Raw genomic sequence first — 22664 nt, 5'->3', positions numbered from 1 at the left:
TCCCAACCGGCTCCATGGTAGGCGTTAACTCAATTGACCGGGGTCAGGCCAGTCGGATCAGGCCATAGTCGAACGCGTGTCGCCGGTAGACGACAGAGGGCCGATCCGATTCCTTGTCGTGGAACAGGAAGAAGTCGTGGCCGACCAGTTCCATCTCGTACAGGGCGTCATCGACGCTCATCGGTGCTGCGGTGTGCACCTTGGTCCGCACGACCTGACCTGGGCCGTCGGGCGGCGCGGTCTCGGATTCGAGTGACAGGTCGGGCGAAATCGCCAGGGAATCGTCCTCGGCGAGCGCCGCGGTCGCCTCGGCCACCGAGACCGGTGTCTTGTCGCCGTAGTGGACGCGGCGCCGATCCTTGGTGCGGCGCAGTCTGCTCTCCAGCTTGGTGGTCACGCCCTCGAATGCCGCGTAGAAACTGTCGGCGGTGGCCTCAGCCCTGGCGACGGGGCCCTTGCCCCTGGCGGTGATCTCGACGCGCTGGCAGCTCTTGGCCTGCCGTCGATTGCGCTCGTGATAGAGCTCCACATCGAAGAGGTAGATCGTGGGATCGAAGCGCTCGAGCCGAGCCAGCTTCTCTGAGACATACACACGGAAGTGGTCGGGGACCTCGACATTGCGGCCCTTCACCACAATGTCGGCGCGCGGGCCGTCAGGCTGCCCGGCCGAGTCCGTCTCTTCTTCGAAAAAAACCGAGGCTTTTGAAGGGTTCGTCACGGTACCTCCAGGTTACGGCCGTGTCACCGCGGTGACAGTCGGCGGGTGATCTGCGCCGGGAGGGGACCGCCCGGCGCCAGGTTTGGGGTATCACCTCCCGCCCGTGTCGTCGGTTGTGTTGGCGACGCTAGTCCGAGTTGGACGCGAGTGCCAGCGTTCTCCCCGATTGATTCATGCGGCGCCGATCACAAGCACGGCATCGACCCTGACACCGCTCCCGGCGAGCACCCGCACGGACTCCGCGGCCGTCGCCCCGGTCGTCAGAACGTCGTCGACGAGCACCACGCAAGCAGACCGGCCGGTTCGCGCACCGGGGGCCACCACGATCCGACCCGACAGGTTCTCGACGCGCGCCCGCGCCGAGAGTCCGACCGAATCCCGAACTCCCCGAGCAAGTTTCAGAATCGGCAACACCGCAACCGGTTCGGGCGACAGCGCCGACACCGCCGCGAGCGCCGCCCGGGTCACCGGGTCTCCCCCACGCACCCGCGCCGCCCTCGCCCGGGTCGGCGCCGGCACCAAGGCCAATCCGGCGAGTTCCGGCGGGTCGATCTCGCCGAGTTCTCGAAGCCGCCCAAGAGCACCGGCCAGCGCCTGCCCCAGCGGCCTCGCCAGGTCCCGGCGTCCGCGCTCCTTGGCGGCGATCACCGCGCTCCGTCGCGGACCCGTGTACCGCCCCAGCGCCCAGGCCGGAACCCCCGGATCGAGCCGGGGAGCGAGCCGCACCGGATCGCCCGACAGCTCCGCCCGGCAGCGGTCACACCAATCGGTGCCGACCGCCCCGCAGCCGCCGCACTCGCGGGGCAGGATCAGGTCGACGAGCGCGCGCATGCACCGCAGTGTGCACCCGCGCTACGACAGTCAGCCGGGCAGCACGGGGGTGGCCTTGACACCGGTCAGTCCGGGCACCTCACGCCAGTACCGATCGGACGCCGGGTCGTTGTTGTTGAGCTGGAACACCCCGCGCGCGTCTCCGACGAACACCGTCGTCGGGGAGGCGTCGACGGAGTCCACCGGCGACGTCAGGTTCCGGCTCGGCAGCGCGTCCATCCGGGAGCCGTCCTGCGACACCATGACCACCGGGATCTCGGACGCCGCCCGGACCACCACCACGGAGTCGGCACCACTCCAGTCCAGAGCCACCGCCGGGCTGCCGAGACCGACCGCGGCCGGCCGTGGATTCGTGAGCTGATACTGGCCGTCCGGACGACGCTCTGCGGTCGCCACGTACACCTTGCCGTCGACGATGATCGCCGCCCGCACCCCGTCTCGGGACAGCCGCAGTTCGGTGATGGACCCGCCCAGCCCGGCGATCGCGGCCGAGTCGACGGGCTGAACGGACATCTGGCCTGCCGGGTCCCGCTCGGCGCGCACCACCCGGGAACCGTCCACCACCGCCCAGATGGACCCGTTGTCGGGCGACCAGGTGGGCCTGGTGATGGACCCGCCCTGGAGCAGCGGCACCGCGTCACCGTCGATCGGTCCCGCCATCAGCGTCCGGACCGTCCCGGACGCCCGTCCCGCCGCCGACACGCCCGCAGCCCATCTGCCGTCCCGGGACAACGCGATCGACTCGAGGCTCGTCGCCGAGCCGAAGTAGCCGGGCCTCGGCGACACGCCGGTATCGGTCACGCTGACCAACGCCCCGTCCCGCAGCGCGTTCAGCCCGACGACCCCGCTCACCGAGGCGGTCGGGTTGGTCGAGGCGACGTCGGCGGTGCTCCATCCCTGCGGGAACCGCTCGTCGAGCGGCTTGCCGTCCGCGAGCAGCACATACGGCCCGGAGATCTCGGCCGTGGCGAGGGTCCACACGACCTGCGCCGCCAGCAGCTCGCGCTGGTGCTGGTCGAGTCCCTGCGCGCCCTGGAAGTCGATGCGGACGCCGCCGAACCCGATGCCGACGCCCTCGGTGCGGCCGTCGGCCTTGGTGACCGGCCCGCGCCGCGACAGGCCTGCCAGCTCGTTCTCGACCGCGTTCGCCAGCACCGCCTTGGGGCCCGCGATCAGCAGGTCCACCAGCCGCTCCGGGAGGTTCTCCTGGCGCGCCGAGATCCAGCGCAGGTCGGGAACCACCATGTTCTCGCCGGGAGCGACGAAGTACAGGGCGTTGCGCTGATAGGTCTTGAGAAACTGCGGCCGGTCCATGATCACGCCGGGCGGGAGTTCGTCGATCCGCCACTGACCGTCGGTTCGGTGCAGGTGGACCTTGGCCTCGAAACTCCCCTCGGTCGCCTGATAGGAGCCGCCGGGTTCGAGCTGACCGACCTTGTTCGCGCGGATGGTGAAGGTGGCCGTGTCGCCATTGCGCTGTTCCTCGAGCACGTCCACCTTGTCGACGATGGTCGTGCTCGCGGCGTCGTCCCAGCGCTCCGCCGCAGCCGGGGTCAGGAACTGGCGTGCCGCGGCATGCCGGTTCAGCGGGTCCGTGCTGGCCGCGAAGAAGTCCCGCAGCAGCAGGTTCGGCTCGCGGCCGGGCAGCGGCACCGGCACCTCCCCGGTGACAGGGCTGGGCGCGATGGTGCCGATCGCCTGCGGGGTGGACGAGTCGGGGAGGCTGGCGCAGCCGGCAAGCAGGAAAACCGACGCCAGCGCCGCGGCGATTCGTACCCTCATGGCCGCTCCCTGAGCATCGGCACGCTGCTCGCCTCATCCGGGTCGAGCGACTCGCTCCGCGTCTCGAGCCCGTCGTTGGATCGGGCGGTCCCCGGAATCGGCTGACCCTGAGCGTGTTTGCGGGTCGACGGCTTCAGCGGCAGCGGACTGCTGGTGATCTTGTGGCCGCGCACCAGGGGCAGCGTCAACCGGAAGCATGCGCCCTCCCCCGGCTCGCCCCACGCCTCGAGTCGGCCGTCGTGCAGCCGCGCGTCCTCGAGGCTGATGGCCAGGCCGAGCCCGGTTCCCCCGGAGCGGCGCACCCGGGATGGGTCCGACCGCCAGAACCTGTTGAACACCAGCTTCTCCTCGCCTGGGCGAAGTCCGATCCCCTGATCCCGCACGATGAACGCCGCCGCGTCGGCATCCGCGCGCAGCCGCAGCAACACCGGCTTGCCCTCCCCGTGGTCGATCGCGTTGGCGAGCAGGTTCCGCAGGATGCGCTCGACCCGGCGCGGATCTACGGACGCGATCACCGGCTCGTCCGGCAGATCGAGGATCAGCTCGGTCGAGGACTCACGGGCGAGATGACGGATCGTCGACACCGCGGCCCGCGCGCTCATCCGCAGGTCGAGTTGTTCGTTGGACAGCTCGGCGACGCCCGCGTCGTGGCGGCTGATCTCCAGCAGGTCGTTCAGCAGCGACTCGAACCGGTCCAGCTCGGCGACGAGCAGCTGGGAGGAACGCCGCATCGCCGGATCCAGGTCCGCACTGCCGTCGTGGATCAACTCGGCGGCCATCCGCACGGTGGTCAGCGGGGTCCGCAGCTCGTGGCTCACATCCGAGGTGAACCGCTTCTGCAGGTTGCCGAACTCCTCGAGCTGAGTGATCTGTTTGGACAGGCTCTCCGCCATGTCGTTGAAGGAGACGGCCAACCTGGCCATGTCGTCCTCGCCGCGGACCGGCATCCGTTCCTTGAGCCTGCCGTCCGCGAAGCGCTCCGCGATCCGCGAAGCCGACCGGATCGGGAGCACCACCTGACGCGCGACCAACATCGAGATCGCGGCCAGCAACACCAACAGCACCGCGCCGCCGATGAGCATCGTGCCGCGCATCAGCGACAGGCTCTTCTCCTCGGCCGCCAGCGGGAACACCAGGTACAGCTGCAGGCCGGCAACGTCGGACGCCACCGGGCTGCCGACGATCAGCGCCGGACCGGAGTAGCCCTCCGGATCCGAGACCGTCGCGAACTGGTAGCTGACCTGATCCTTCCTGACGAACTCTCGGAGGTTGTCCGGGATCTGCCCGATCGGGCCGCTCGACTCGGTTTGATGTGGCGGCACAGCCGGTGCCACCAGGACGGGAGTGAAGGTGCCCGCGGCGCCCGAGGCCGCGCCCGCATCACTCTCCCGATTCGTCAGCGCCGCGCGCGCCCCGTCGAGCTGGGTCTCGAGCGAGGTGCCGTCGTCGGCTCCCGCCAACTCGTTCTGCACGGTGCTTCGCGCACGGTCCATCTCCTCGGTGGCGGCGGTGATCTTCGCCTCGAGCAGCCGATCGGTGATCTGGCTGGTCAGCACCACGCCGAGAATGGTGATGACCACCAGCGACAGCGTCAGGGTCGAGACCACGACCCGGAGCTGCAGGGAACGCCGCCACAGATGCCCGAGCAATTGACTCAGGTCCTTGCAACGACGCAGCAGCGGCGTGAACGTTCCGTTGATACGCCGCCGCGTACGAGAGAATCGGATCACGGCGGTCCGGCCTTGTAGCCGACCCCCCTGACCGTGAGCACCACTTCGGGATTCTCAGGATCGGTTTCGACCTTGGCGCGCAGCCGCTGGACGTGGACGTTGACCAGGCGGGTGTCGGCGGCGTGGCGATATCCCCACACCTGCTCGAGCAGGACCTCGCGGGTGAAGACCTGGCGGGGCTTGCGGGCCAGGGCGACGAGGAGGTCGAACTCGAGGGGCGTGAGGGCGATGAGCTGGCCCTCACGGGTGACCTTGTGGGCGGGCACGTCGATGACGATGTCCGCGATGCTGAGCAGCTCGGCCGGCTCGTCCTCGGTGCGCCGTAGCCGGGCCCGCACGCGGGCGACGAGCTCCTTCGGCTTGAAGGGCTTCATGATGTAGTCGTCGGCACCCGACTCGAGCCCGAGCACCACATCGACGGTGTCCGTCTTGGCGGTCAGCATCACGATCGGGACCCCGGAATCGGCACGCAGCACCCGGCACACGTCGATGCCGTTCATCCCCGGCAGCATCAGGTCCAGGAGCACCAGGTCGGGTCGGATCTCTCGGACCGCGGTCAGCGCCTGCGTGCCGTCCCCGACGACGAAGGGCTCGAAGCCCTCCCCACGGAGCACGATGGTGAGCATCTCGGCCAGAGCCGTGTCGTCATCGACAACCAGAATGCGTGGCTTCATATCCCTATCGTGTCATCTCGGGACGCCGGAACCCGTCGTTGCGTGGGGTCCGGCGCAGTGTGTCGTCATATCCACTGTGCCAGATCCGCGGCGAGTGCCGCCGGATCGACGTTCGGGTCGATCAGCTTCCAGCTCGAGACCCACTCCCGCTTCGCCAGTCCCCGGTACACCGCACCGGTCCTGGTCTGCAGGTCCGAGTCCCGCTCATAGGCGTCGAGTTCGCGGGTCGAGTCGGAGGCCTCCCTGGCCAGCGCCCGCGCCCGCGCCAGTTCGACCGGCACGTCGAGCAGCATCTGCAGCGCCGGCCGCGGCAGGCCGAGGCGATCGAACTCCAGCTCGCGCACCCAACGGACGAACTCGCCGTCCGGCCCCTGCCGCAGGCGGGCCGCACCGTAGGCCGCGTTGGAGGCCACGTACCTGTCGAGCAGCACGATGTCGTGTCGCTCAAGCAGGTCCGTCAGTTCCGCCACCGCGCCGCCTCGGTCGAGTGCGAAGAGCACGGCCATCGCGTTGACCGACTCGGCCAGGTCACCGTGGGCGCCCTTCAGCGCCTCGGCGGCGAGATCCGCGTGGATCGAGACGCCGTAGCGGGGAAAGGTGTCCACAGCGACGCGGACGCCGGCCGACGTGAGCTCGGAGACGAGCTTGTCGACCAGCGTCCGCTTGCCCGCGCCATCGAGACCCTCCAGCGCGATCAGTGTTCCCACTGCGGTGTTGCTCAGTACCGGTAGTGCTCGGGCTTGTACGGGCCCTCGACGTCCACGCCGATGTACTCGGCCTGGTCCTTGGAGAGCTTGGTCAGGGAGCCGCCGAGCGCCTCGACGTGGATCTTCGCGACCTTCTCGTCCAGGTGCTTGGGCAGGCGGTAGACCTCGTTGTCGTACTCGTCCGGCTTCGTCCACAGCTCGATCTGGGCGATGACCTGGTTGGAGAAGCTGTTGCTCATCACGAACGAGGGGTGGCCGGTGGCGTTGCCCAGGTTCAGCAGGCGTCCCTCGGACAGCACGATGATCGAGTGGCCGTCCGCGAACGTGAACTCGTCGACCTGCGGCTTGATGTTGATGCGGGTGACGTCGGCCGCCCGCTCCAGACCTGCCATGTCGATCTCGTTGTCGAAGTGACCGATGTTGCCCAGGATCGCCTGGTGCTTCATCTGCTTCATGTGCTCGAAGGTGATGATGTCCTTGTTACCGGTCGAGGTGATGACGATGTCGGCCCAGCCGATCGCCTCCTCCACCGTCTTGACCTCGAAGCCGTCCATCAGCGCCTGCAGGGCGTTGATGGGGTCGATCTCGGTGACCGCGACCCGCGCGCCCTGGCCGCGCAGCGCCTCGGCGCAGCCCTTGCCGACGTCGCCGTAGCCACAGACCAGCGCCGCCTTGCCGCCGATCAGCACGTCGGTGCCGCGGTTGATGCCGTCGAGCAGCGAGTGCCGGGTGCCGTACTTGTTGTCGAACTTGCTCTTGGTGACCGAGTCGTTGACGTTGATGGCCGGGAACGTGAGCTCACCGGCCGCGGCCACCTGGTACAGGCGCAGCACGCCGGTGGTGGTCTCCTCGGTGACGCCCTTGACGGACTCCGCGATGGTCGTCCACTTGGACTTGTCCGCCTCGAGCGACTGACGCAGCAGCGCGAGGAACACCTTGTACTCGTCCGAGTCGTGCTCGTCGTCGGTGGGCGGCACGACGCCCGCCTTCTCGAACTGCGCGCCCTTGAGCACCAGCATGGTGGCGTCGCCGCCGTCGTCGAGGATCATGTTCGCGGGCTCGCCCGGCCAGGTGAGCATCTGCTCGGCGGCCCACCAGTACTCATCCAGCGTCTCGCCCTTCCAGGCGAACACGGGGATGCCCTTGGGCTCCTCCGGGGTGCCGTGCGGGCCGACGACGATCGCGGCCGCGGCGTGATCCTGGGTGGAGAAGATGTTGCACGAGGCCCAGCGGACCTCGGCGCCGAGCGCGGCCAGCGTCTCGATCAGCACGGCGGTCTGGATCGTCATGTGCAATGACCCGGAGATGCGGGCACCCTTGAGCGGCAGGACCTCGGCGTACTCACGACGAAGGGCCATCAGGCCCGGCATCTCGTGCTCGGCGAGACGGATCTCCTTGCGGCCGAACTCGGCGAGCGAAAGGTCCGCCACCTTGTAGTCGATTCCGTTGCGGGTATCCGCCTCGAGCTTGTTCTCAGACACTGAGGTCGTCATCTGCCTCTCCTGGTTGCCGATATCTCGGGTAAGGCTATCGGGTTTCCTCCTGGGGCGGGCGCGCGAGTTACGCCTCGGCGGCGCCGACGATCGCCTCGATGAAGGGCACGAAGATCCGGGCCAGGTCCTCGGCGACGTTGCGATCGGAATCCGGCGGCATCGAGATGTAGCTGATCGCCAACCTGACGATCCCCCGACTGAGGACTCCGGCATCGGCAGGCGAAGCCTGAATCCAGCTGCGCTCCAATGTTTCCGCGAGCCTTGCCGAGGCGTGGTCGAGCAGCGGGGCACTGTCGGTGGTGATCAGCCGCAGCAGGTCCGGCTTGGCTTCCCCGGTGAGCAGCGACTGGACCAGCGGATCGGAGGCACTCTGCTGGAAGAACGTGGTGAACGCCTCGACCAGCCCCACGTGCGGCAGACCCACGTTGCCGTAGATGGAGTCCTCGATGGCCCCGACGAAGCGGTCCGCCAACTGCAATGCGTACGCCTGCGCGAGACCCTGCCTGGACTTGAACTCGTTGTAGACGGTCTGCCTGCTGACCCCGGCTTCGGCCGCGATGTCGGTCATGGTCACCTCGGACCAGTCCTTGACCGACAGCAGATCCCGCATCGCGCCGAGAACCGAATCCCGCAGCAGTGTGCGGGTCGCCTGTTGGAACGGGATTCGGTTCGTCGGTGCCATGGTGGCGAGAGTGGCAGCATGCATCCGGGCCGTCAAACAGGAACCCGCTGACTCAACGCCGTGAGGTCCTGGCTCTCATCCGCCAGGAGCGCCGGATCGATCGTCGGGTGCTCGCCGATCAGGACTCGCGCGGCGCGGAGGTCCTTGGGCCTGCCGAGGGTCACCGCGCCGACCAGGCGGCCGTCCCGCCGCGCGAGCAGGGTGAAATCACGCCCGGCGATGCTGCCCCGAACGACGGTGTCGTCGTCGGCCTGCGGCCACCCCGCGATCTGGAGATTGAGCCCGTACTGCGAGGACCAGCACCAGGGCACCTCGCGGGCCGGAGCGGGCTCCGCGCCCGCCAGGCCCGCGAGCATTGCCCGCGCGGCCCCGGCGCCCTGGGTCTGCGCGGAGTTCCAGTGCTCGGTTCGATGCCTGCCGCCCAGCACGAGATTCGGGCAGTTGGCCACGTCCCCCGCCGCATACACACCGGGCTCGGAGGTGGCGTGGCGCTCGTCCACCACGATTCCGTCCGCGGTGGCGAGCCCGGCCCGCTCCGCGAGGAGCGTGTTCGGCACCATTCCGACCGCGAGCAGCGCCGCGCCCGCGGACCACACCGTCCCGTCGTCGGCGGTGGCACGCACCCCGCCCGCGCCGTCCGAGGCGAGCTCGGCGAGCCGCACCGAGGTGTGCAGCGCCACGCCGTTTTCGCGGTGGATCTGCTCGTACAGCGCGCCGACCTGCGGCGGGAGTACCCGGTGCAGCGGCGCGGGCGCCGCTTCGAGCATCGTCACCTCGGCACCGAGGCCCCTGGCGGTGGCGGCGACCTCGGAACCGATCAGGCCCGCCCCGATCACCAGGATCGAATTGGTCCGGTCGATGGCGGCACGCAGCGGTGCCACGTCGTGCATCGACCGCAGCGCCAGCACCGCGTCACCGGCCGAGTGCTCGATGCCGCGCGCCCGGCCGCCGGTCGCGAGGAGCAGGGCGTCGTACGGCAGCTCCTCGCCGGTGTCGAGCCGGACCGATCGGCCGGCCAGGTCGATCGAGATGACGGCCACCGACGTGCGGAACTCGATCGCTCGCTCGGTCCAGTAGTCGGCCGCGCGGAGCCGGGCCTTCTCCGCGGGCATCGTCCCGAGCAGCAAGTCCTTCGAGAGGGCGGGCCGGCGGTACGGATGCGCGGGATCGTCGCCGATCACGGTCACCGCTCCCGAGAAGCCCTCCGCCCGTAGCGTTTCGGCAGCGGTGATCCCGGCTACCCCGGTGCCCACGATCACGATGGAGCTCACGAGCGGGCAACCTCGACCATCTCGAAATCGGCCTTGGCCGCGCCACAGTCGGGACAGCTCCAGTCATCGGGAATGTCGTCCCAGCGGGTGCCGGGCGCGATGCCGTCCTCGGGCCACCCCAGTTCCTCGTCGTACTCGAAACCACACTGGACACAGCGGTAGAGCTTCATCATTCAGTCCTCTCGAAATCGATCTTCTCCCGCACTCCGCAGTCCGGGCAGCACCAGTCGTCGGGAACCGAATCCCATGGGGTGTTTGCCGGGAATCCTTCTCGCGGGGCACCTTTCAGTTCGTCGTAGCGGTAGTCGCACACCGGGCACTGATAGGCAGCCATGATCACGCCGCCCCGTAGCGGGCGAGGATCCGCTCACGCTTGGCCGGCTGGACGTTCACCCGGGTGATGTCGCCGTCGTAGTGGTCGAGGACACGCTTGTCCATCACCTTGCGCCAAACCGGCGGGAAGTACGCGAGGGAGATCATGCTGGCGTAGCCGCTCGGCAGGTTAGGGGCGCCGTCCATGCTGCGCAGCGTCTGGTAGCGCCGCGTCGGATTGGCGTGATGGTCGCTGTGCCGCTGCAGGTGGTACAGGAAGATGTTGGTGCAGATGTGATCCGAGTTCCAACTGTGCACCGGGGCGCAGCGCTCGTAGCGGCCACTGGCGGTCTTCTGACGAAGCAGTCCGTAGTGCTCGAGGTAGTTCACGGTCTCGAGCAGCGAGAATCCGTAGACGGCCTGCAGTAGCAGGAAGGGCAGCACCTCCCAGCCGAACCCGGCGACGAGCGCGACGTACAGGACGGCGGACATCAGCCAGGCGTTGAGCACGTCGTTGTGGATGCTCCACGCGCTCTTGCCGAGGCGCTCCATGCGGGCCTTCTCCAGCTCCCACGACGACTTCAGGCTGCCCCAGACGCTGCGCGGCAGGAAGGACCAGAAGGTCTCGCCGAATCGGGCACTGGCCGGGTCCTCCGGGGTGGACACGCGAACGTGGTGGCCGCGGTTGTGCTCGATGTAGAAGTGCCCGTAGAAGGTCTGGGCCAGGGTGATCTTGGACAGCCAGCGCTCGAGCTCGTCCTTCTTGTGACCGAGTTCGTGGGCGGTGTTGATGCCGATGCCTCCCATCACCCCGATGCTGAGCGCGAGTCCGATCTTGGAGGCGAGCCCCAGGCCGCCCTCGATACCCAGCCAGGCGAGGTTGTCCGCGGTCCACAGGTAGCAGGCGAACACCAGGCTCGCGAGCTGGAACGGGATGTAGACGTACGTGCAGTACCGGTAGTACTTGTCGTTCTCGAGCCGCTCCATCACCTCTTCCGGCGGGTTCTGGCCGTCCGGCCCGAAGAAGATGTCGAGCACCGGCAGCAGCCCGTAGACGAGGATCGGCCCGATCCACCACCACACCGGCGAGACCGCGGACCAGCCCAGCTCGTTGAATCCCCAGACCAGTCCGGCCGCGAGGAAGACGGCGGTCGGCGGGATCAGCCCCAGCAACCACAGATGCCGCTTCTTGTCTCGCCACTGCTCGGCGGGTGCCTGCGCCCCCGGATCGACCTGCATTGCCACGACTGCCTCCTCTGGGAACGGGGCCCGGCGCTGTGAGGTGGGCCACGTAGAAATAGACGATATGCCACCTTCCGTCTGCTGTCTATACAAATCGAATGATTTGTACACGCGAGGGAATCCGACCGATGAACGCAGAACACCCCGCCGGGATCCGGCGGGGTGTTCGCAGCACAACGGTTCGGCCTGGTCGGCCAGGGGTCAGAGCCCGACCCCGCCTGGCCCCTCCGGACCACCGAGGTGACCGAGTGCCTCGGCCTCCACCCCCGGCTGGGGCCTGCCACGTAGGCCCACCATCGAATGCCGGTACCCGTAGAGGAAATAGACGACGATGCCGATCGCCATCCAGACGACGAAACGGATCCAGGTCTCCACCGACAGGTTGAGCATCAGCCACAGGCAGGCCAGCACCGCGAGGATCGGCACCAGCGGGACCAGCGGGACCCGGAAGCCGCGCGGCAGGTCCGGCCGGGTACGACGCAGGACGATCACGCCGAGGCACACCAGCACGAACGCGAACAGGGTGCCGATGTTGACCATCTCCTCGAGGGTCCCCATCGGGAAGAAGCCGGCGAGCAGCGCGGAGACGACACCGACGATGACGGTGATCCGCACCGGGGTCCCGTTGCGCCCGGTGTGCGCCAGTTGGCGCGGCATCAGCCCGTCCCGCGACATCGCGAACAGCACCCGGGTCTGGCCCAGCAGCATCACCATCACCACGGTGGTCAGGCCGGCCAGGGCACCCAGGTTGATCACCCACTGCGCCCAGGTGATGCCGTGGTACTCGAACGCCGTCGCCAGCGTCGAGTTCTCGCCCGCGAGGTCGGTGTACTTGACCATGCCGGTGAGCACCAGCGTCACCGCGACGTACAGGACGGTCACGATCAGGAGGGAGGCGATGATGCCTCTCGGCAGCGCCTTCTGCGGGTTCTTGGTCTCCTCCGCCGTGGTGGCCACGACGTCGAATCCGATGAACGCGAAGAACACCAGGCTGGCGGCGGCAAGCAGGCCGTACCAGCCGTAGGTGCTGCCACCCGCGCCCGTGAGGTAGGAGAACAGCGACTGGTGGATGCCCTCGCCGGTACTGCCCGGCTGCGACGGCGGGATGTACGGCGAATAGTTGTCCTTGTTGATGTAGAAGGCACCGACGACGATCACCAGCAGCACCACGCCGACCTTGATGCCGGTGATCACTGCGGACACCCGCGATGACAGCTTGGTGCCGGTCACGAGGATGACGGTCAGGGCCGCGATCAGCAGGATCGAACCCCAGTCCATGTCCACCGGCCCCATCGAGATCACCGTCGACCCTTCGGCGCCGATCACATTGCCTAGGTACAGCGACCACCCCTTGGCCACCACCGAGGCGGCAAGGGCGAATTCCAGGATGAGGTCCCAGCCGATGATCCAGGCGACGAACTCGCCGAACGTGGCGTAGGAGAAGGTGTACGCGCTGCCGGCGACCGGGACGGTCGAGGCGAACTCCGCGTAACACAGCGCGGCCAGTCCACACGCGATGGCGGCGAGCACGAACGCCAGCGAGACCGAAGGCCCGGCAACATTGCCCGCGGTGCGCGCGGTCAGCGTGAAGATGCCCGCACCGACGACCACCGCGACGCCGAAGACCGTCAGGTCCCAAGCCGTGAGATCCTTCCGGAGCTTGCTGTCCGGCTCGTCGGTGTCCGCGATCGACTGCTCGACCGACTTCGTTCTGAAAATCCCGGATCCCATCGCTACCTCCTCGTGAGGGAATGCGGCCAAGCCTATTGCGCCCGGCACCCCTCACACGAGGTTTCGCCGCGGTGGCGCGTCGGCTACGAGGCGGGTTCCCGGTACAGGTCAGGCTCGAGGTAGATGACCCGGGCCAACGGGACCGCGGCGCGCACCCGGGCCTCTGCCTCGTCGATCGCGGCCGCGACGGTCTCGATATCGGATCCGGGCGCGATCGCCACCTTCGCGGCGACGAGCATCTCCTCGGGACCGAGGTACTGGGTCTTGCAGTGGATGACCCGGTCGATCTGCTTGCCGTCGACCAGCGCGGCCAGGATCCGCTCCTCGTCGTCCTCCGTGGCACCCTCGCCGATCAGCAGGCTCTTCATCTCGATGATCAGGATGACCGCGATGATGCCGAGCAGGACACCGATGCAGAGCGTGCCGATGCCGTCGAAGACCGGGTTCCCGGTGAGCATCGACAGGCCGACACCACCGAGCGCGAGGACCAGGCCGACGAGCGCGCCGGTGTCCTCGAGCAGCACGACGGGCAGCTCAGGGCTGCGCGAGGTCCGGATGAAGTGCCACCAGCCGGCCTGCCCCTTGAGCGGACGGGATTCCTTGACGGCGGTGAGGAAGCTGAAGGTCTCCAGCCCGATCGCGATCACCAGGATGATCACGGCCACGATCGGGGACGTCAGGTCCTCCGGATGCTGGATCTTGTGGATGCCCTCGTAGATGGCGAACATCGAGCCGAGGGTGAACAGCACCAGGGCCACGACGAAGGAGTAGAAGTAACGGTTGCGGCCGTACCCGAACGGATGCAGCCTGGTGGCCGCCCGATTCGCCCTGGCCTGCCCGAACAGCAGCAGACCCTGGTTCGAGGTATCCGCGACCGAGTGCACCGACTCGGCGAGCATCGACGAGGAACCGGTGATGAGGAAGCCGACGAACTTCGCCACCGCGATACCGGCGTTCGCGAGCAATGCCGCGACGATCGCCTTCTTGCCACCATGAGCGGACACAGCAGTTCTCCTCTCCCCGATCGCATCTGCGACCCGGGCATCGATCAAACCTGACTAGGGGGTGTTCACCCGACAGCGGCGCTGAACACCTGCGCGGTCGAGGTCCGGGCGACGGCCACGAGCTCGGGATCCGAGGCCGCGATCCACGCCGCGCCGCCCTGCTCGAGATCCAGGGTCTTTCCGCCGCTCCGAAGTGTGACAGATCCGGAGGTGCACAACAGTATCCGCGGTCCGGCGAGTTCGAACTCCACCGAGGCGGGGTGCCGATCGCCGGATCGGTCCAGGTCCACCCGCGTCAGCGCGAACTCGGGGGCGGGCGTCTCGTAGACGACGGTGGCGGCACCGGGGACCGCGGACGGCGTCAGCACCGGCCCGGTGAGCGGCTCGAAGTCGAGCACCCGTAACAGTTCTGGCACGTCGACGTGCTTGGGGGTGAGCCCGCCACGCAACACGTTGTCCGAGTTCGCCATCACCTCGACAGCGAGCCCGTGCAGGTACGCGTGCAGGTTCCCGGCCGCGACGTAGAGGCCCTCGCCCGGCTGCAGGGTGATCCGGTTCAACAGCAACGAGGCCAGCACGCCCGCGTCGCCCGGGTAGGACTCGCCCAGACCGAGCACGGTCCGCAGCTCCGCGGTGTACGCGCGCGAGCCGGGCCCACCCGACAGGTACCGAACACAACCCTCGAGAATCTGTGGGAGCAGCGCTTCGAGCGCGGGCGGGGGCAGCGTGATCCAGGTGGTGAACAGCGCCCGCAAACCCGACGAATCGGGCTGTCCCGCAAGGAGAGCGATGTAGTGATCGAGCGCGGGCACCTCGAGTGCCATGAGCAACTCGATGGTCCGATGCGGATCCCGGAACCCGGCGAGCACCTCGAACCGGGTCAGCGCCACCACCAGTTCCGGCTTGTGACTGTCGTCGCGGTAGTTGCGTACCGGTGAGTCGAGCGGAATCCCGGCGGCCTCCTCGCGCTGGAAGCCCTCCTTGGCCTGAATCGCGCTCGGGTGGGCCTGCAGCGACAGCGGTTCCTCGGCGGCGAGCAGCTTGAGCAGGAACGGCAACCGGTCACCGAACTCGGCCCGCGCCCGGTCACCGAGCTGGCCGGCCGGGTCGGCGTCGACCGCCTCGAGCAGCGAGACCGGGTCCGCGCCGCCGAGCAGACGTGCCGGGTCGGCCGGATGGGCGCCGAGCCAGACCTCGGCCTCCGGATGGTTCGACGGCACGGGCCTGCCACACAGTTCGGCGATAGCGGTGCGCGAACCCCAGGCATAGGTGCGCAGCGCGCCTTCGAGCAACTGCACTAGCTACCGCCGATCAACTGCAGATAGGCCGCGGCCATCTCCAGGCGCACGGCCGTCACCGCCAGCTGCTCGATCTCGGTGCGCTCCCCAGCCATCTCCCGGCCCCCCTTGTCGATCTCTTCGTCGTCCTCCACGGCGAGCACCAGCTCGGCATCGCGCAGGACCGCGATCCTGCGCGATGCCGCGGCCTTGGTGGCCGCGCTGGACAGCACGAAGACCCGCACCGGATTGCTCGGTGGCGGACCGTCGAGTTCCTCGTCATGGAAGATCGGATCGTATCCAGCCGCGTCCGCGACGGATCCGCCGGACGCGAATCGTGTGGCCGAGGCCACCACATCGCTGAGGTCGGCCGCCGCGACCACCGCGCCCGCGGTGCGCATGAGCACCTCGGCTCCGTGCCGTGCGAGCGCGCCGGTTGCCGGGCCGTCTCCGGCGAGCACCACCCGGCGTCCACCCATGCGGACAGCCAGTGACTTCGCGGGATTGTGGAACACCTCGTTGGCCGGGTGCCCGCGCAGCGCCTCCGCGTCGACCGCGTCGGCGAGTTCGTGTAAGTCAGGCAGCAGGTTGTCGGTGCGCGACGGCCCGAGCACGGTCAGCACCGCGAGACCGGCGGACAGGTACCGCAGGAACCCGTGCTGATCGGCGACGCGAATGCGCGGCGGCAGCTGCATCGCCCGTCCGGCACCCGCTGCGCGGAGCGGCCCCTCGTCCGGCGCGGCGATCACTACCTCGGCGCCCCGGCGCAGAGCCGAATCGACCGCGGACAGCAACAGTGGATCCCCCGCGTCCTCGCCGGCGACGACCACGACATCGAGCGAGCCGACCCACGGCGGGACCGCGGGCAGGTGCAGGATCGGCACGCCGATCCGGGCGCCGAGCGCACCGGTGAGCACCGAGGCGGCCCGGCCTGCGCGGCCACCGCCCGTCACCAGGACGATGCTGCGCGGGCGGAGATCCCTGATCCGATCGAGGGCGCCCTCGTTGACCGACTCCGCGGTGGCCCGCACCTGCGCGCCACCGAGCGCGGCGGACCGCAGCGATCCCTCGGAATCGGCTGCGGTGACGCTTGCGGAGTCATCGAGGTCGAGAAGGTGTGACGGAGCCGTCATGGCGTCCTTCCTCTCTCGCTCTGCCCGGGGCAAGAATTCTACGGCTCTTCCCGTGTCCGCTAGGCGCGCACGACACCAAGTATCTCAGCCACCAGCGCTTCGACCTCTTCGACCGTCCGTGCTTCCACGTTCAGCCGCAGCAAGGGCTCGGTGTTCGAGGCGCGCAGATTGAACCACGCGCCCTGGCCGAGATTGACCGTGACACCGTCGAGGCGGTCGACGGACTTCGTGCGGCCCGAGAAGGCGGCGAGGACGGCGGCGGTCCGTTCGGCGGCGTCGGCGACCGTCGAGTTGATCTCGCCCGAGGCCTCGTAGCGCTCGTAGCTCTTCATCAGGTCGGATAGCGGTCGGTCCTGCTCGCCGAGCGCCGCGAGTACGTGCAGCGCGGCGAGCATGCCGGAGTCGGCGCCCCAGAAGTCGCGGAAGTAGTAGTGCGCCGAGTGCTCGCCGCCGAAGATCGCGCCAGTCTCCGCCATCTGCTGCTTGATGAAGGAGTGCCCGACCCTGGTCCGCACCGGAGTGCCGCCGAGCTCGGTCACCAACTCGGGCACCGCCCTGGAGGTGATGAGGTTGTGGATGATCGTGGCGCCGGGCTCCTTGGCGAGCTCCCGCTCCGCGACCAGTGCCGTCACCGCGGACGGGGACACCGGGTTGCCGAGCTCGTCGACGACGAAGCAACGGTCCGCGTCGCCGTCGAAGGCGAGGCCGATGTCCGCGCCGGTCTGCCGGATCCGCTCCTGCAGGTCGACCAGGTTCTTGGGGTCGAGCGGGTTGGCCTCGTGGTTCGGGAAGTTCCCGTCGAGCTCGAAGTACATCGGATCCACGCTCAGCGGCAGCGGTTCGAACACGGCCGGGACCGTGTGCCCGCCCATGCCGTTACCCGCGTCCACCGCGACCGACATCGGCTTCATCGACGACAGGTCGACGAGGCCTCGGACGAAGTCGGCGTACTCGGCGAGCACATCCTGCTCGCTGACCGAGCCCGCCTCACCGTCGTAGCCGGGCACGCCCTCGATGACCTCGGCCGAGATCGTCGCCAGCCCTGTGTCCTGTCCGACCGGCTTGGCGCCCGCACGGCACAGCTTGATCCCGTTGTACTTCGCGGGGTTGTGGCTCGCGGTGAACATGGCACCCGGACAATCGAGCAACCCCGACGCGAAGTACAGCTGATCGGTGGAGGCGAGGCCGATGAGGACGACGTCGAGCCCCTGGGCCGTCACTCCGTCGGCGAACGCGTTCGCGAGCTCCGGCGACGACTCCCGCATGTCGTAGCCGATGGCCACGCGGTCGGCGCCGGCGCGGACCAGGCGGGCAAACGCGCCACCGACATCACGCACGAAGTCGACATCGATCTGTTCGCCCACCACTCCGCGGACGTCGTATGCCTTGATGACGGCATGGACGGATTCGGCGGGACGTGCCACTGCGATAACTCCTGCGTTCGGGGACGGTCTTGATCGGTGCACCGCCAGCCTAGTGCCAGGTGCCGCGCGGGTCAGTTCGTGGGATCGGGCAGAACCCGCAGATGGCCGCGACGACCGGTGCGCGGGGCCGGGGCAGGCGCGTGTGCCGTTTCCACCGAACCCGACGCCACGGAATCGACGGATGCACGCTCGGGCATACCCGCCTCGCGGACGGCCTCGGCGAGTGCCGTGAGGTCGTCCTCGTCCGGGGTGGTGGTGGAGAAACCGCCCTCGTAGCGGACCAACTCCCAGCCCTTCGGCGCGGTGATCCGGGAAGCATGCGTCTCGCACAGATCCCAGGAATGGGGCTCGTCGACGGTGGCGAGCGGACCGACCACTGCCGTCGAGTCCGAATAGACATACGTCAGCGTCGCAACGGCGGGGTTCTTACACCCAGGCCGGCAGCATCGACGCAGTGCTCTCACGCTGATGAGGGTAGCTGGCAGACCCGCAGGCTCCTACTCGGACACACCGGAAGCCGATGGGTGTCGGTAGGATTGACCTTCATGCGCAGAGCCCGACACGGACGACCGTTGACCTCCCGATCGGCCGCTCGACGGGGACGCGGTATCCGCGGACCGGTGCTCCCGGCGAGTGTGCCCGCATGGCGCAGCCGGGCGGAGAAGTTCGACATGCTGGTCCTGGAGGCGTTCGCCCCGATCGACGCCCGCTGGCACGATCGGATCACCAAGCTCGACATCGCCGTCGACGAGGTGCCGAAGATCCGCGCGCTCGACCCCGATTCGGTCACCTGGCCGCCGGAGGTGGTGGCGGAGGGACCGGTGCCGCTCTCGCGACTGGTACCGGCAGGCGTTGACCGGCACGGCGCCGCCACGAGAGCGCGACTGGTCCTGTTCCGCCGGCCCCTCGAATTGCGCGCCAAGCGTCAGGAAGATCTCGTCGATCTGTTGAACGAGGTGTTGGTCCGGCAGGTCGCCACCTACCTCGGAGTCGACCCTGAAGTGATCGACCCGGAGCTCGGTGAAGACCCCGAGGACTGAAAAGTACTTGATCCGTAAAGGATCCGGCTCTAGACGATTCCGCGCTTGAGCCGACGACGCTCGCGCTCCGAGAGTCCCCCCCAGATTCCGAATCGCTCGTCATTGGAGAGCGCGTACTCGAGGCACTCGTCGCGAACCTCGCAACCGAGGCAGATTCGCTTTGCCTCGCGGGTCGAGCCACCCTTCTCGGGGAAGAATGCCTCGGGATCGGTCTGAGCGCACAGGGCGCGCTCCTGCCACTGATCTTCGATGTTCTCGAACATCTCATCAAATCCGGTGACCAGGCTCAGCTGAGGCCGTACCGGCTCCCTCTCCCCCAAAAGTTCGCCAACACCCTCCACTGCGTTCGCTGTGAAATCGGTCTGCGGTTCGTAATCAAGCGCGCTCAGAAGTCGTGATCCCTCGTACTGGTTGGGCATCGTTCCGCCTCCTCACCTTGGATTGCGCAGAAAATTCCGGTCACTTTCGTTCCCCGACAATGTCATCCACTCCGAACGAACGTTCGAATCAAGGTTCGCCACAACTGATCTCGGGTGGCGAAGGTTGAATGACATACCTGTGATTAGACACGGCACCGAGCGCTGGGGTCAAGCTGTTGGGCAATTCCCCTTACCACCACACACGGCGGAATCGCCTCGACGACGCATTCGTGCGCGTCACCAGCGTGTCGCACCGGCTGTCACCGATCGACCGGTGCAAGTCGGCTGCACCGGCGCAGGACGCCTAGGCTCTTGAGCTGTGAGAGTCACAGTATTGGTCGGCGGCGTCGGCGGAGCCCGTTTCCTGCAAGGTGTGCGGAGCCTGCTCGGAGAACCGGATGCCGCGGGCGCACACGAGATCACCGCGGTCGTGAATGTCGGAGACGACGTCTGGATGCACGGCCTGCGCATCTGCCCCGACCTGGACACCTGTATGTACACGCTCGGCGGCGGCATCGACCCCGAGCGGGGTTGGGGTCACGTCGGCGAAACCTGGAACGCGAAAGAGGAACTCGCGGCCTACGGCGCGAAGCCGGACTGGTTCGGTCTCGGCGACCGCGACATCGCCACACACCTCATCCGGACCCAGATGCTGCGCACCGGCTATCCACTGTCGGCGGTCACCGAGGCGCTGTGCAATCGCTGGCAACCCGGGGTGCAACTGCTCCCGGTGACCGACGACCGCAGCGAAACCCATGTGGTCATCACCGATCCGGCCGACAACGAGCAGCGGGCGATCCATTTCCAGGAATGGTGGGTCCGCCACCGCGCCCAGGTACCGACGCACAGCTTCGTGCACGTCGGTGCCGACAAGGCCACGCCTGCACCCGGGGTCATCGATGCGATCGAGAACGCGGACGCGGTGCTTCTTGCACCCTCCAACCCGGTGGTCAGCGTCGGCGCCATTCTCGCGGTGCCCGGGATCCGCGGCGCGCTGCGAACCGGCAAGGCAAAGGTCGTGGGCCTGTCGCCCGTCATCGACGGAAAGCCGTTGCGCGGCATGGCCGACGAATGCCTGGAGGTGATCGGCGTGGAGACCACCGCCGAGGCGATCGGCCGCTACTACGGCGCCCGCTCGGACACCGGGATCCTGGACGGCTGGCTCGTCCACGAGACCGACACCGCGCAGGTTCCCGGAGTCCAGGTCGAGGCGGTCCCGCTGCTGATGACCGACCCGGAGACGACGGCGGAGATGGCGCGGGCCGCGCTGCGCCTGGCCGGGATCACGGTGTGAACGGCGATCACGGAGCCGGCGGTTCCATCGAGATCCTCCCCGTGCCAGGACTTCCCGAGTTCCGGCCGGGCGATGACCTGGCCGCTGCGATCGCGGCTCAGGCGCCGTGGCTGGTGGACGGCGACGTACTGGTCGTCACGAGCAAGGTCGTCTCCAAGGTCGAGGGCCGAATCGTGGCCTCCCCCACCGATCCCGACGAACGCGATGCCGTTCGCCGACGCCTGGTGGATCAGGAAGCGGTCCGGGTCGTGGCCCGCAGGGGCCGCACCCTGATCACCGAGAACAGGCTGGGCATCATCCAGGCGGCGTCCGGCATCGACGGATCGAATGTGGACCCGGCGGAGCTGGCGCTACTGCCGGAAGACCCCGATGCGAGCGCTCGGCAGTTGCGTGAACGGTTGGCCGAACTACTGGGCGTGAGCGTCGCCGTGGTCATCACCGACACCATGGGACGGGCGTGGCGGGTCGGCCAGACGGACGCCGCGATCGGCGCATCGGGACTACCGGTGCTGCACGGCTACGCGGGATCGGTCGATGCGCAGGGCAACGAGCTCTACGTGACGGAGGTGGCGGTCGCGGACGAGCTCGCGGCGGCGGGCGATCTGGTAAAGGGCAAAGTCGGGAGCGTACCGATCGCCGTGGTCCGCGGGTTCGAGTTCGCGGACGACGGTTCGGTGGCGCGGGACCTGGTGCGGCCGGGCGAGGAAGACCTGTTCTGGCTCGGCTCCAACGAGGCAGTGGAGCGCGGCCGCCACGAAGCCCTGCTGCTGCGTCGCTCGGTGCGCGAGTTCTCCACCGAATCGATTGATCCGCAGTCCCTTCGGGATGCGATCGCGGAGGCCCTGACGGCCCCGGCACCGCACCACACCCGCCCGGTGCGGTTCGTGTGGATCCGCACGGCCGCGACCCGCAGGCGCCTGCTGAACGCGATGCGGGAGCAGTGGCGCTCGGATCTCACCGCGGACGGGCTGAGCCTGGAGAAGATCAACGCGCGGCTCGACCGCGGCAACATCCTGTTCGAGGCGCCGGAGCTGGTGATCCCCTTCTGCGTGCCCGAGGGCGCGCACCGCTACCCCGACGAGGCCAGGACCAGGTCCGAACAGACGATGTTCACCGTCGCCGCGGGCGCCGCCGTGCAGGGGCTGCTGGTGTCGTTGGCCACCAAGGGAATCGGTAGCTGCTGGATCGGTTCGACCATCTTCGCGGCGGACCTCGTCCGGGCCGAACTCGGCTTGCGCGCGGATTGGCAGGCCCTCGGCGCCATCGCCGTCGGGCATCCTCTCGAGCCCCTCGCGCCTCGCGTACCGAGCGAGCCCGGAGACCTGCTGGTGGAAATGTGAGTGCTCAGTCCCTGCACCGTTCGGCGCGCGAGGCGTTGCTGGGCTGGCAGACACCGAACGCTGCCGACGAGTCGTTGCGGCACACCATGCTCACGTTCCTCGACTCGGCGCCGCTGGGTTGCCTGCGCGAGCACGCCCCCGGCCACATCACCGCGTCGTCGCTGGTACTCAGCGAGGACCGGCGCCAGGTGCTGCTCACCCTGCATCCGCGGGTGGGCCGCTGGATCCAGCTCGGCGGGCACTGCGAGGCAGCCGACGAGACGGTCGTCGGCGCGGCACTGCGGGAGGCCACGGAGGAGTCCGGGATCGCGGGCCTGCGGATCGATCCGTTGCTGCTGTCGGCGCACACCCACCCCATCACCTGCTCGCTCGGGGTGCCCACCCGGCACCTGGACCTGAGATTCCTGGTGTGGGCCGAGGTGGGCGCCATGCCGGTGCGCAGTGACGAGTCGCAGGACCTGCGGTGGTGGCCGGTCGACGACCTGCCCGACGGCGCCGAGAAGGAGACGATCGACCACCTGGTCCGGCTGGCGAACGGGCGCTGAGCCCGTCCGCCGGCC

The 22664-nt window shown here is 68.4% G+C and carries 23 protein-coding genes; 4 read left to right on the top strand and 19 right to left on the bottom strand.

Translation table 11 applies throughout. The annotated features are described in order from the left end of the window. Positions 1-43: 43 nt before the first annotated feature. From hpf to C8K38_RS06870, 18 genes are all read right to left on the bottom strand, one after another. On the bottom strand, positions 44-718 hold the full coding sequence (hpf, locus tag C8K38_RS06955) for a ribosome hibernation-promoting factor, HPF/YfiA family (protein WP_097210562.1): 675 nt from the start codon (positions 716-718) through the stop codon (positions 44-46). 171 nt (positions 719-889) lie between these two features. Then, positions 890-1549, bottom strand: a complete 660-nt coding sequence (locus C8K38_RS06950) for a ComF family protein (protein ID WP_097210561.1) — start codon at positions 1547-1549, stop codon at positions 890-892. A 30-nt stretch (positions 1550-1579) separates the two neighbouring features. Continuing rightward, positions 1580-3331, bottom strand: a complete 1752-nt coding sequence (lpqB, locus tag C8K38_RS06945; RefSeq protein ID WP_097210560.1) for an MtrAB system accessory lipoprotein LpqB — start codon at positions 3329-3331, stop codon at positions 1580-1582. Then, complete coding sequence (gene mtrB / locus C8K38_RS06940) at positions 3328-5061, bottom strand: MtrAB system histidine kinase MtrB (protein ID WP_097210559.1); 1734 nt, start codon at positions 5059-5061, stop codon at positions 3328-3330. The genes lpqB and mtrB overlap by 4 nt, the downstream gene beginning before the upstream one ends. Further along, the gene (gene mtrA, locus C8K38_RS06935) at positions 5058-5735 is read right to left on the bottom strand and encodes an MtrAB system response regulator MtrA (RefSeq protein ID WP_097210558.1); all 678 of its coding nucleotides are present in this window, start codon (positions 5733-5735) and stop codon (positions 5058-5060) included. The genes mtrB and mtrA overlap by 4 nt, the downstream gene beginning before the upstream one ends. A gap of 65 nt (positions 5736-5800) precedes the next feature. Further along, the gene (locus tag C8K38_RS06930; protein WP_097210557.1) at positions 5801-6442 is read right to left on the bottom strand and encodes a dTMP kinase; all 642 of its coding nucleotides are present in this window, start codon (positions 6440-6442) and stop codon (positions 5801-5803) included. 11 nt (positions 6443-6453) lie between these two features. Then, positions 6454-7935 (bottom strand): adenosylhomocysteinase, encoded by a 1482-nt coding sequence (ahcY, locus tag C8K38_RS06925; protein WP_097210556.1) that lies wholly within the window; start codon positions 7933-7935, stop codon positions 6454-6456. A 67-nt stretch (positions 7936-8002) separates the two neighbouring features. Next, positions 8003-8641, bottom strand: a complete 639-nt coding sequence (locus C8K38_RS06920; protein ID WP_097210555.1) for a TetR/AcrR family transcriptional regulator — start codon at positions 8639-8641, stop codon at positions 8003-8005. Positions 8642-8649: 8 nt separating this feature from the next. Continuing rightward, positions 8650-9888, bottom strand: a complete 1239-nt coding sequence (locus tag C8K38_RS06915) for an NAD(P)/FAD-dependent oxidoreductase (RefSeq protein ID WP_257017107.1) — start codon at positions 9886-9888, stop codon at positions 8650-8652. Then, entirely contained in the window at positions 9885-10058 is a 174-nt protein-coding gene (locus tag C8K38_RS06910) for a rubredoxin (RefSeq protein WP_027500191.1), read from the bottom strand. The genes C8K38_RS06915 and C8K38_RS06910 overlap by 4 nt, the downstream gene beginning before the upstream one ends. Beyond that, complete coding sequence (locus C8K38_RS06905) at positions 10058-10222, bottom strand: rubredoxin (protein WP_097210552.1); 165 nt, start codon at positions 10220-10222, stop codon at positions 10058-10060. Before C8K38_RS06905 ends, C8K38_RS06910 begins: the two co-directional genes overlap by 1 nt. Positions 10223-10224: 2 nt before the next feature. Further along, complete coding sequence (locus C8K38_RS06900; protein ID WP_097210551.1) at positions 10225-11439, bottom strand: alkane 1-monooxygenase; 1215 nt, start codon at positions 11437-11439, stop codon at positions 10225-10227. Between the two features lie 204 nt (positions 11440-11643). Then, positions 11644-13173, bottom strand: a complete 1530-nt coding sequence (locus tag C8K38_RS06895) for an amino acid permease (RefSeq protein ID WP_097210550.1) — start codon at positions 13171-13173, stop codon at positions 11644-11646. An 83-nt stretch (positions 13174-13256) separates the two neighbouring features. Further along, positions 13257-14177 (bottom strand): cation diffusion facilitator family transporter, encoded by a 921-nt coding sequence (locus C8K38_RS06890; protein ID WP_097210549.1) that lies wholly within the window; start codon positions 14175-14177, stop codon positions 13257-13259. 65 nt (positions 14178-14242) lie between these two features. Beyond that, entirely contained in the window at positions 14243-15475 is a 1233-nt protein-coding gene (manA, locus tag C8K38_RS06885) for a mannose-6-phosphate isomerase, class I (RefSeq protein WP_097210548.1), read from the bottom strand. Continuing rightward, positions 15475-16587 (bottom strand): tobH protein, encoded by a 1113-nt coding sequence (locus tag C8K38_RS06880; protein WP_097210547.1) that lies wholly within the window; start codon positions 16585-16587, stop codon positions 15475-15477. Before C8K38_RS06880 ends, manA begins: the two co-directional genes overlap by 1 nt. A gap of 59 nt (positions 16588-16646) precedes the next feature. Further along, the gene (locus tag C8K38_RS06875; RefSeq protein WP_097210546.1) at positions 16647-18011 is read right to left on the bottom strand and encodes a phosphomannomutase/phosphoglucomutase; all 1365 of its coding nucleotides are present in this window, start codon (positions 18009-18011) and stop codon (positions 16647-16649) included. A gap of 71 nt (positions 18012-18082) precedes the next feature. Then, on the bottom strand, positions 18083-18475 hold the full coding sequence (locus C8K38_RS06870; protein ID WP_097210545.1) for a DUF3499 domain-containing protein: 393 nt from the start codon (positions 18473-18475) through the stop codon (positions 18083-18085). An 81-nt stretch (positions 18476-18556) separates the two neighbouring features. On the opposite strand from C8K38_RS06870, the gene C8K38_RS06865 reads away from it, so the two are divergent. Further along, a complete protein-coding gene (locus C8K38_RS06865) occupies positions 18557-19051 on the top strand; it encodes a metallopeptidase family protein (RefSeq protein WP_077041018.1) in 495 nt (164 codons plus the stop codon). A gap of 29 nt (positions 19052-19080) precedes the next feature. On the opposite strand, the gene C8K38_RS06860 is transcribed toward C8K38_RS06865, so the two are convergent. After that, entirely contained in the window at positions 19081-19314 is a 234-nt protein-coding gene (locus tag C8K38_RS06860) for a WhiB family transcriptional regulator (protein ID WP_179800471.1), read from the bottom strand. Between the two features lie 475 nt (positions 19315-19789). Here C8K38_RS06860 and cofD point away from each other — a divergent pair, with 475 nt between their 5' ends. The 3 genes from cofD to C8K38_RS06845 are packed head-to-tail and all read left to right on the top strand — an operon-like array spanning position 19790 to position 22649. Beyond that, the gene (gene cofD / locus C8K38_RS27540; protein WP_097210543.1) at positions 19790-20764 is read left to right on the top strand and encodes a 2-phospho-L-lactate transferase; all 975 of its coding nucleotides are present in this window, start codon (positions 19790-19792) and stop codon (positions 20762-20764) included. Continuing rightward, a complete protein-coding gene (locus tag C8K38_RS06850) occupies positions 20761-22104 on the top strand; it encodes a coenzyme F420-0:L-glutamate ligase (RefSeq protein WP_097210542.1) in 1344 nt (447 codons plus the stop codon). Before cofD ends, C8K38_RS06850 begins: the two co-directional genes overlap by 4 nt. Beyond that, a complete protein-coding gene (locus C8K38_RS06845; RefSeq protein WP_097210541.1) occupies positions 22101-22649 on the top strand; it encodes an NUDIX hydrolase in 549 nt (182 codons plus the stop codon). The genes C8K38_RS06850 and C8K38_RS06845 overlap by 4 nt, the downstream gene beginning before the upstream one ends. Positions 22650-22664 lie beyond the last annotated feature (15 nt).

It is taken from the genome of Rhodococcus sp. OK611 (assembly GCF_003050885.1).
GTDB lineage: Bacteria > Actinomycetota > Actinomycetes > Mycobacteriales > Mycobacteriaceae > Rhodococcus_G > Rhodococcus_G oryzae.
The sequence above is the reverse complement of the archived record's forward strand: the minus strand, read 5'-3'. Positions and strand labels throughout refer to the sequence as shown.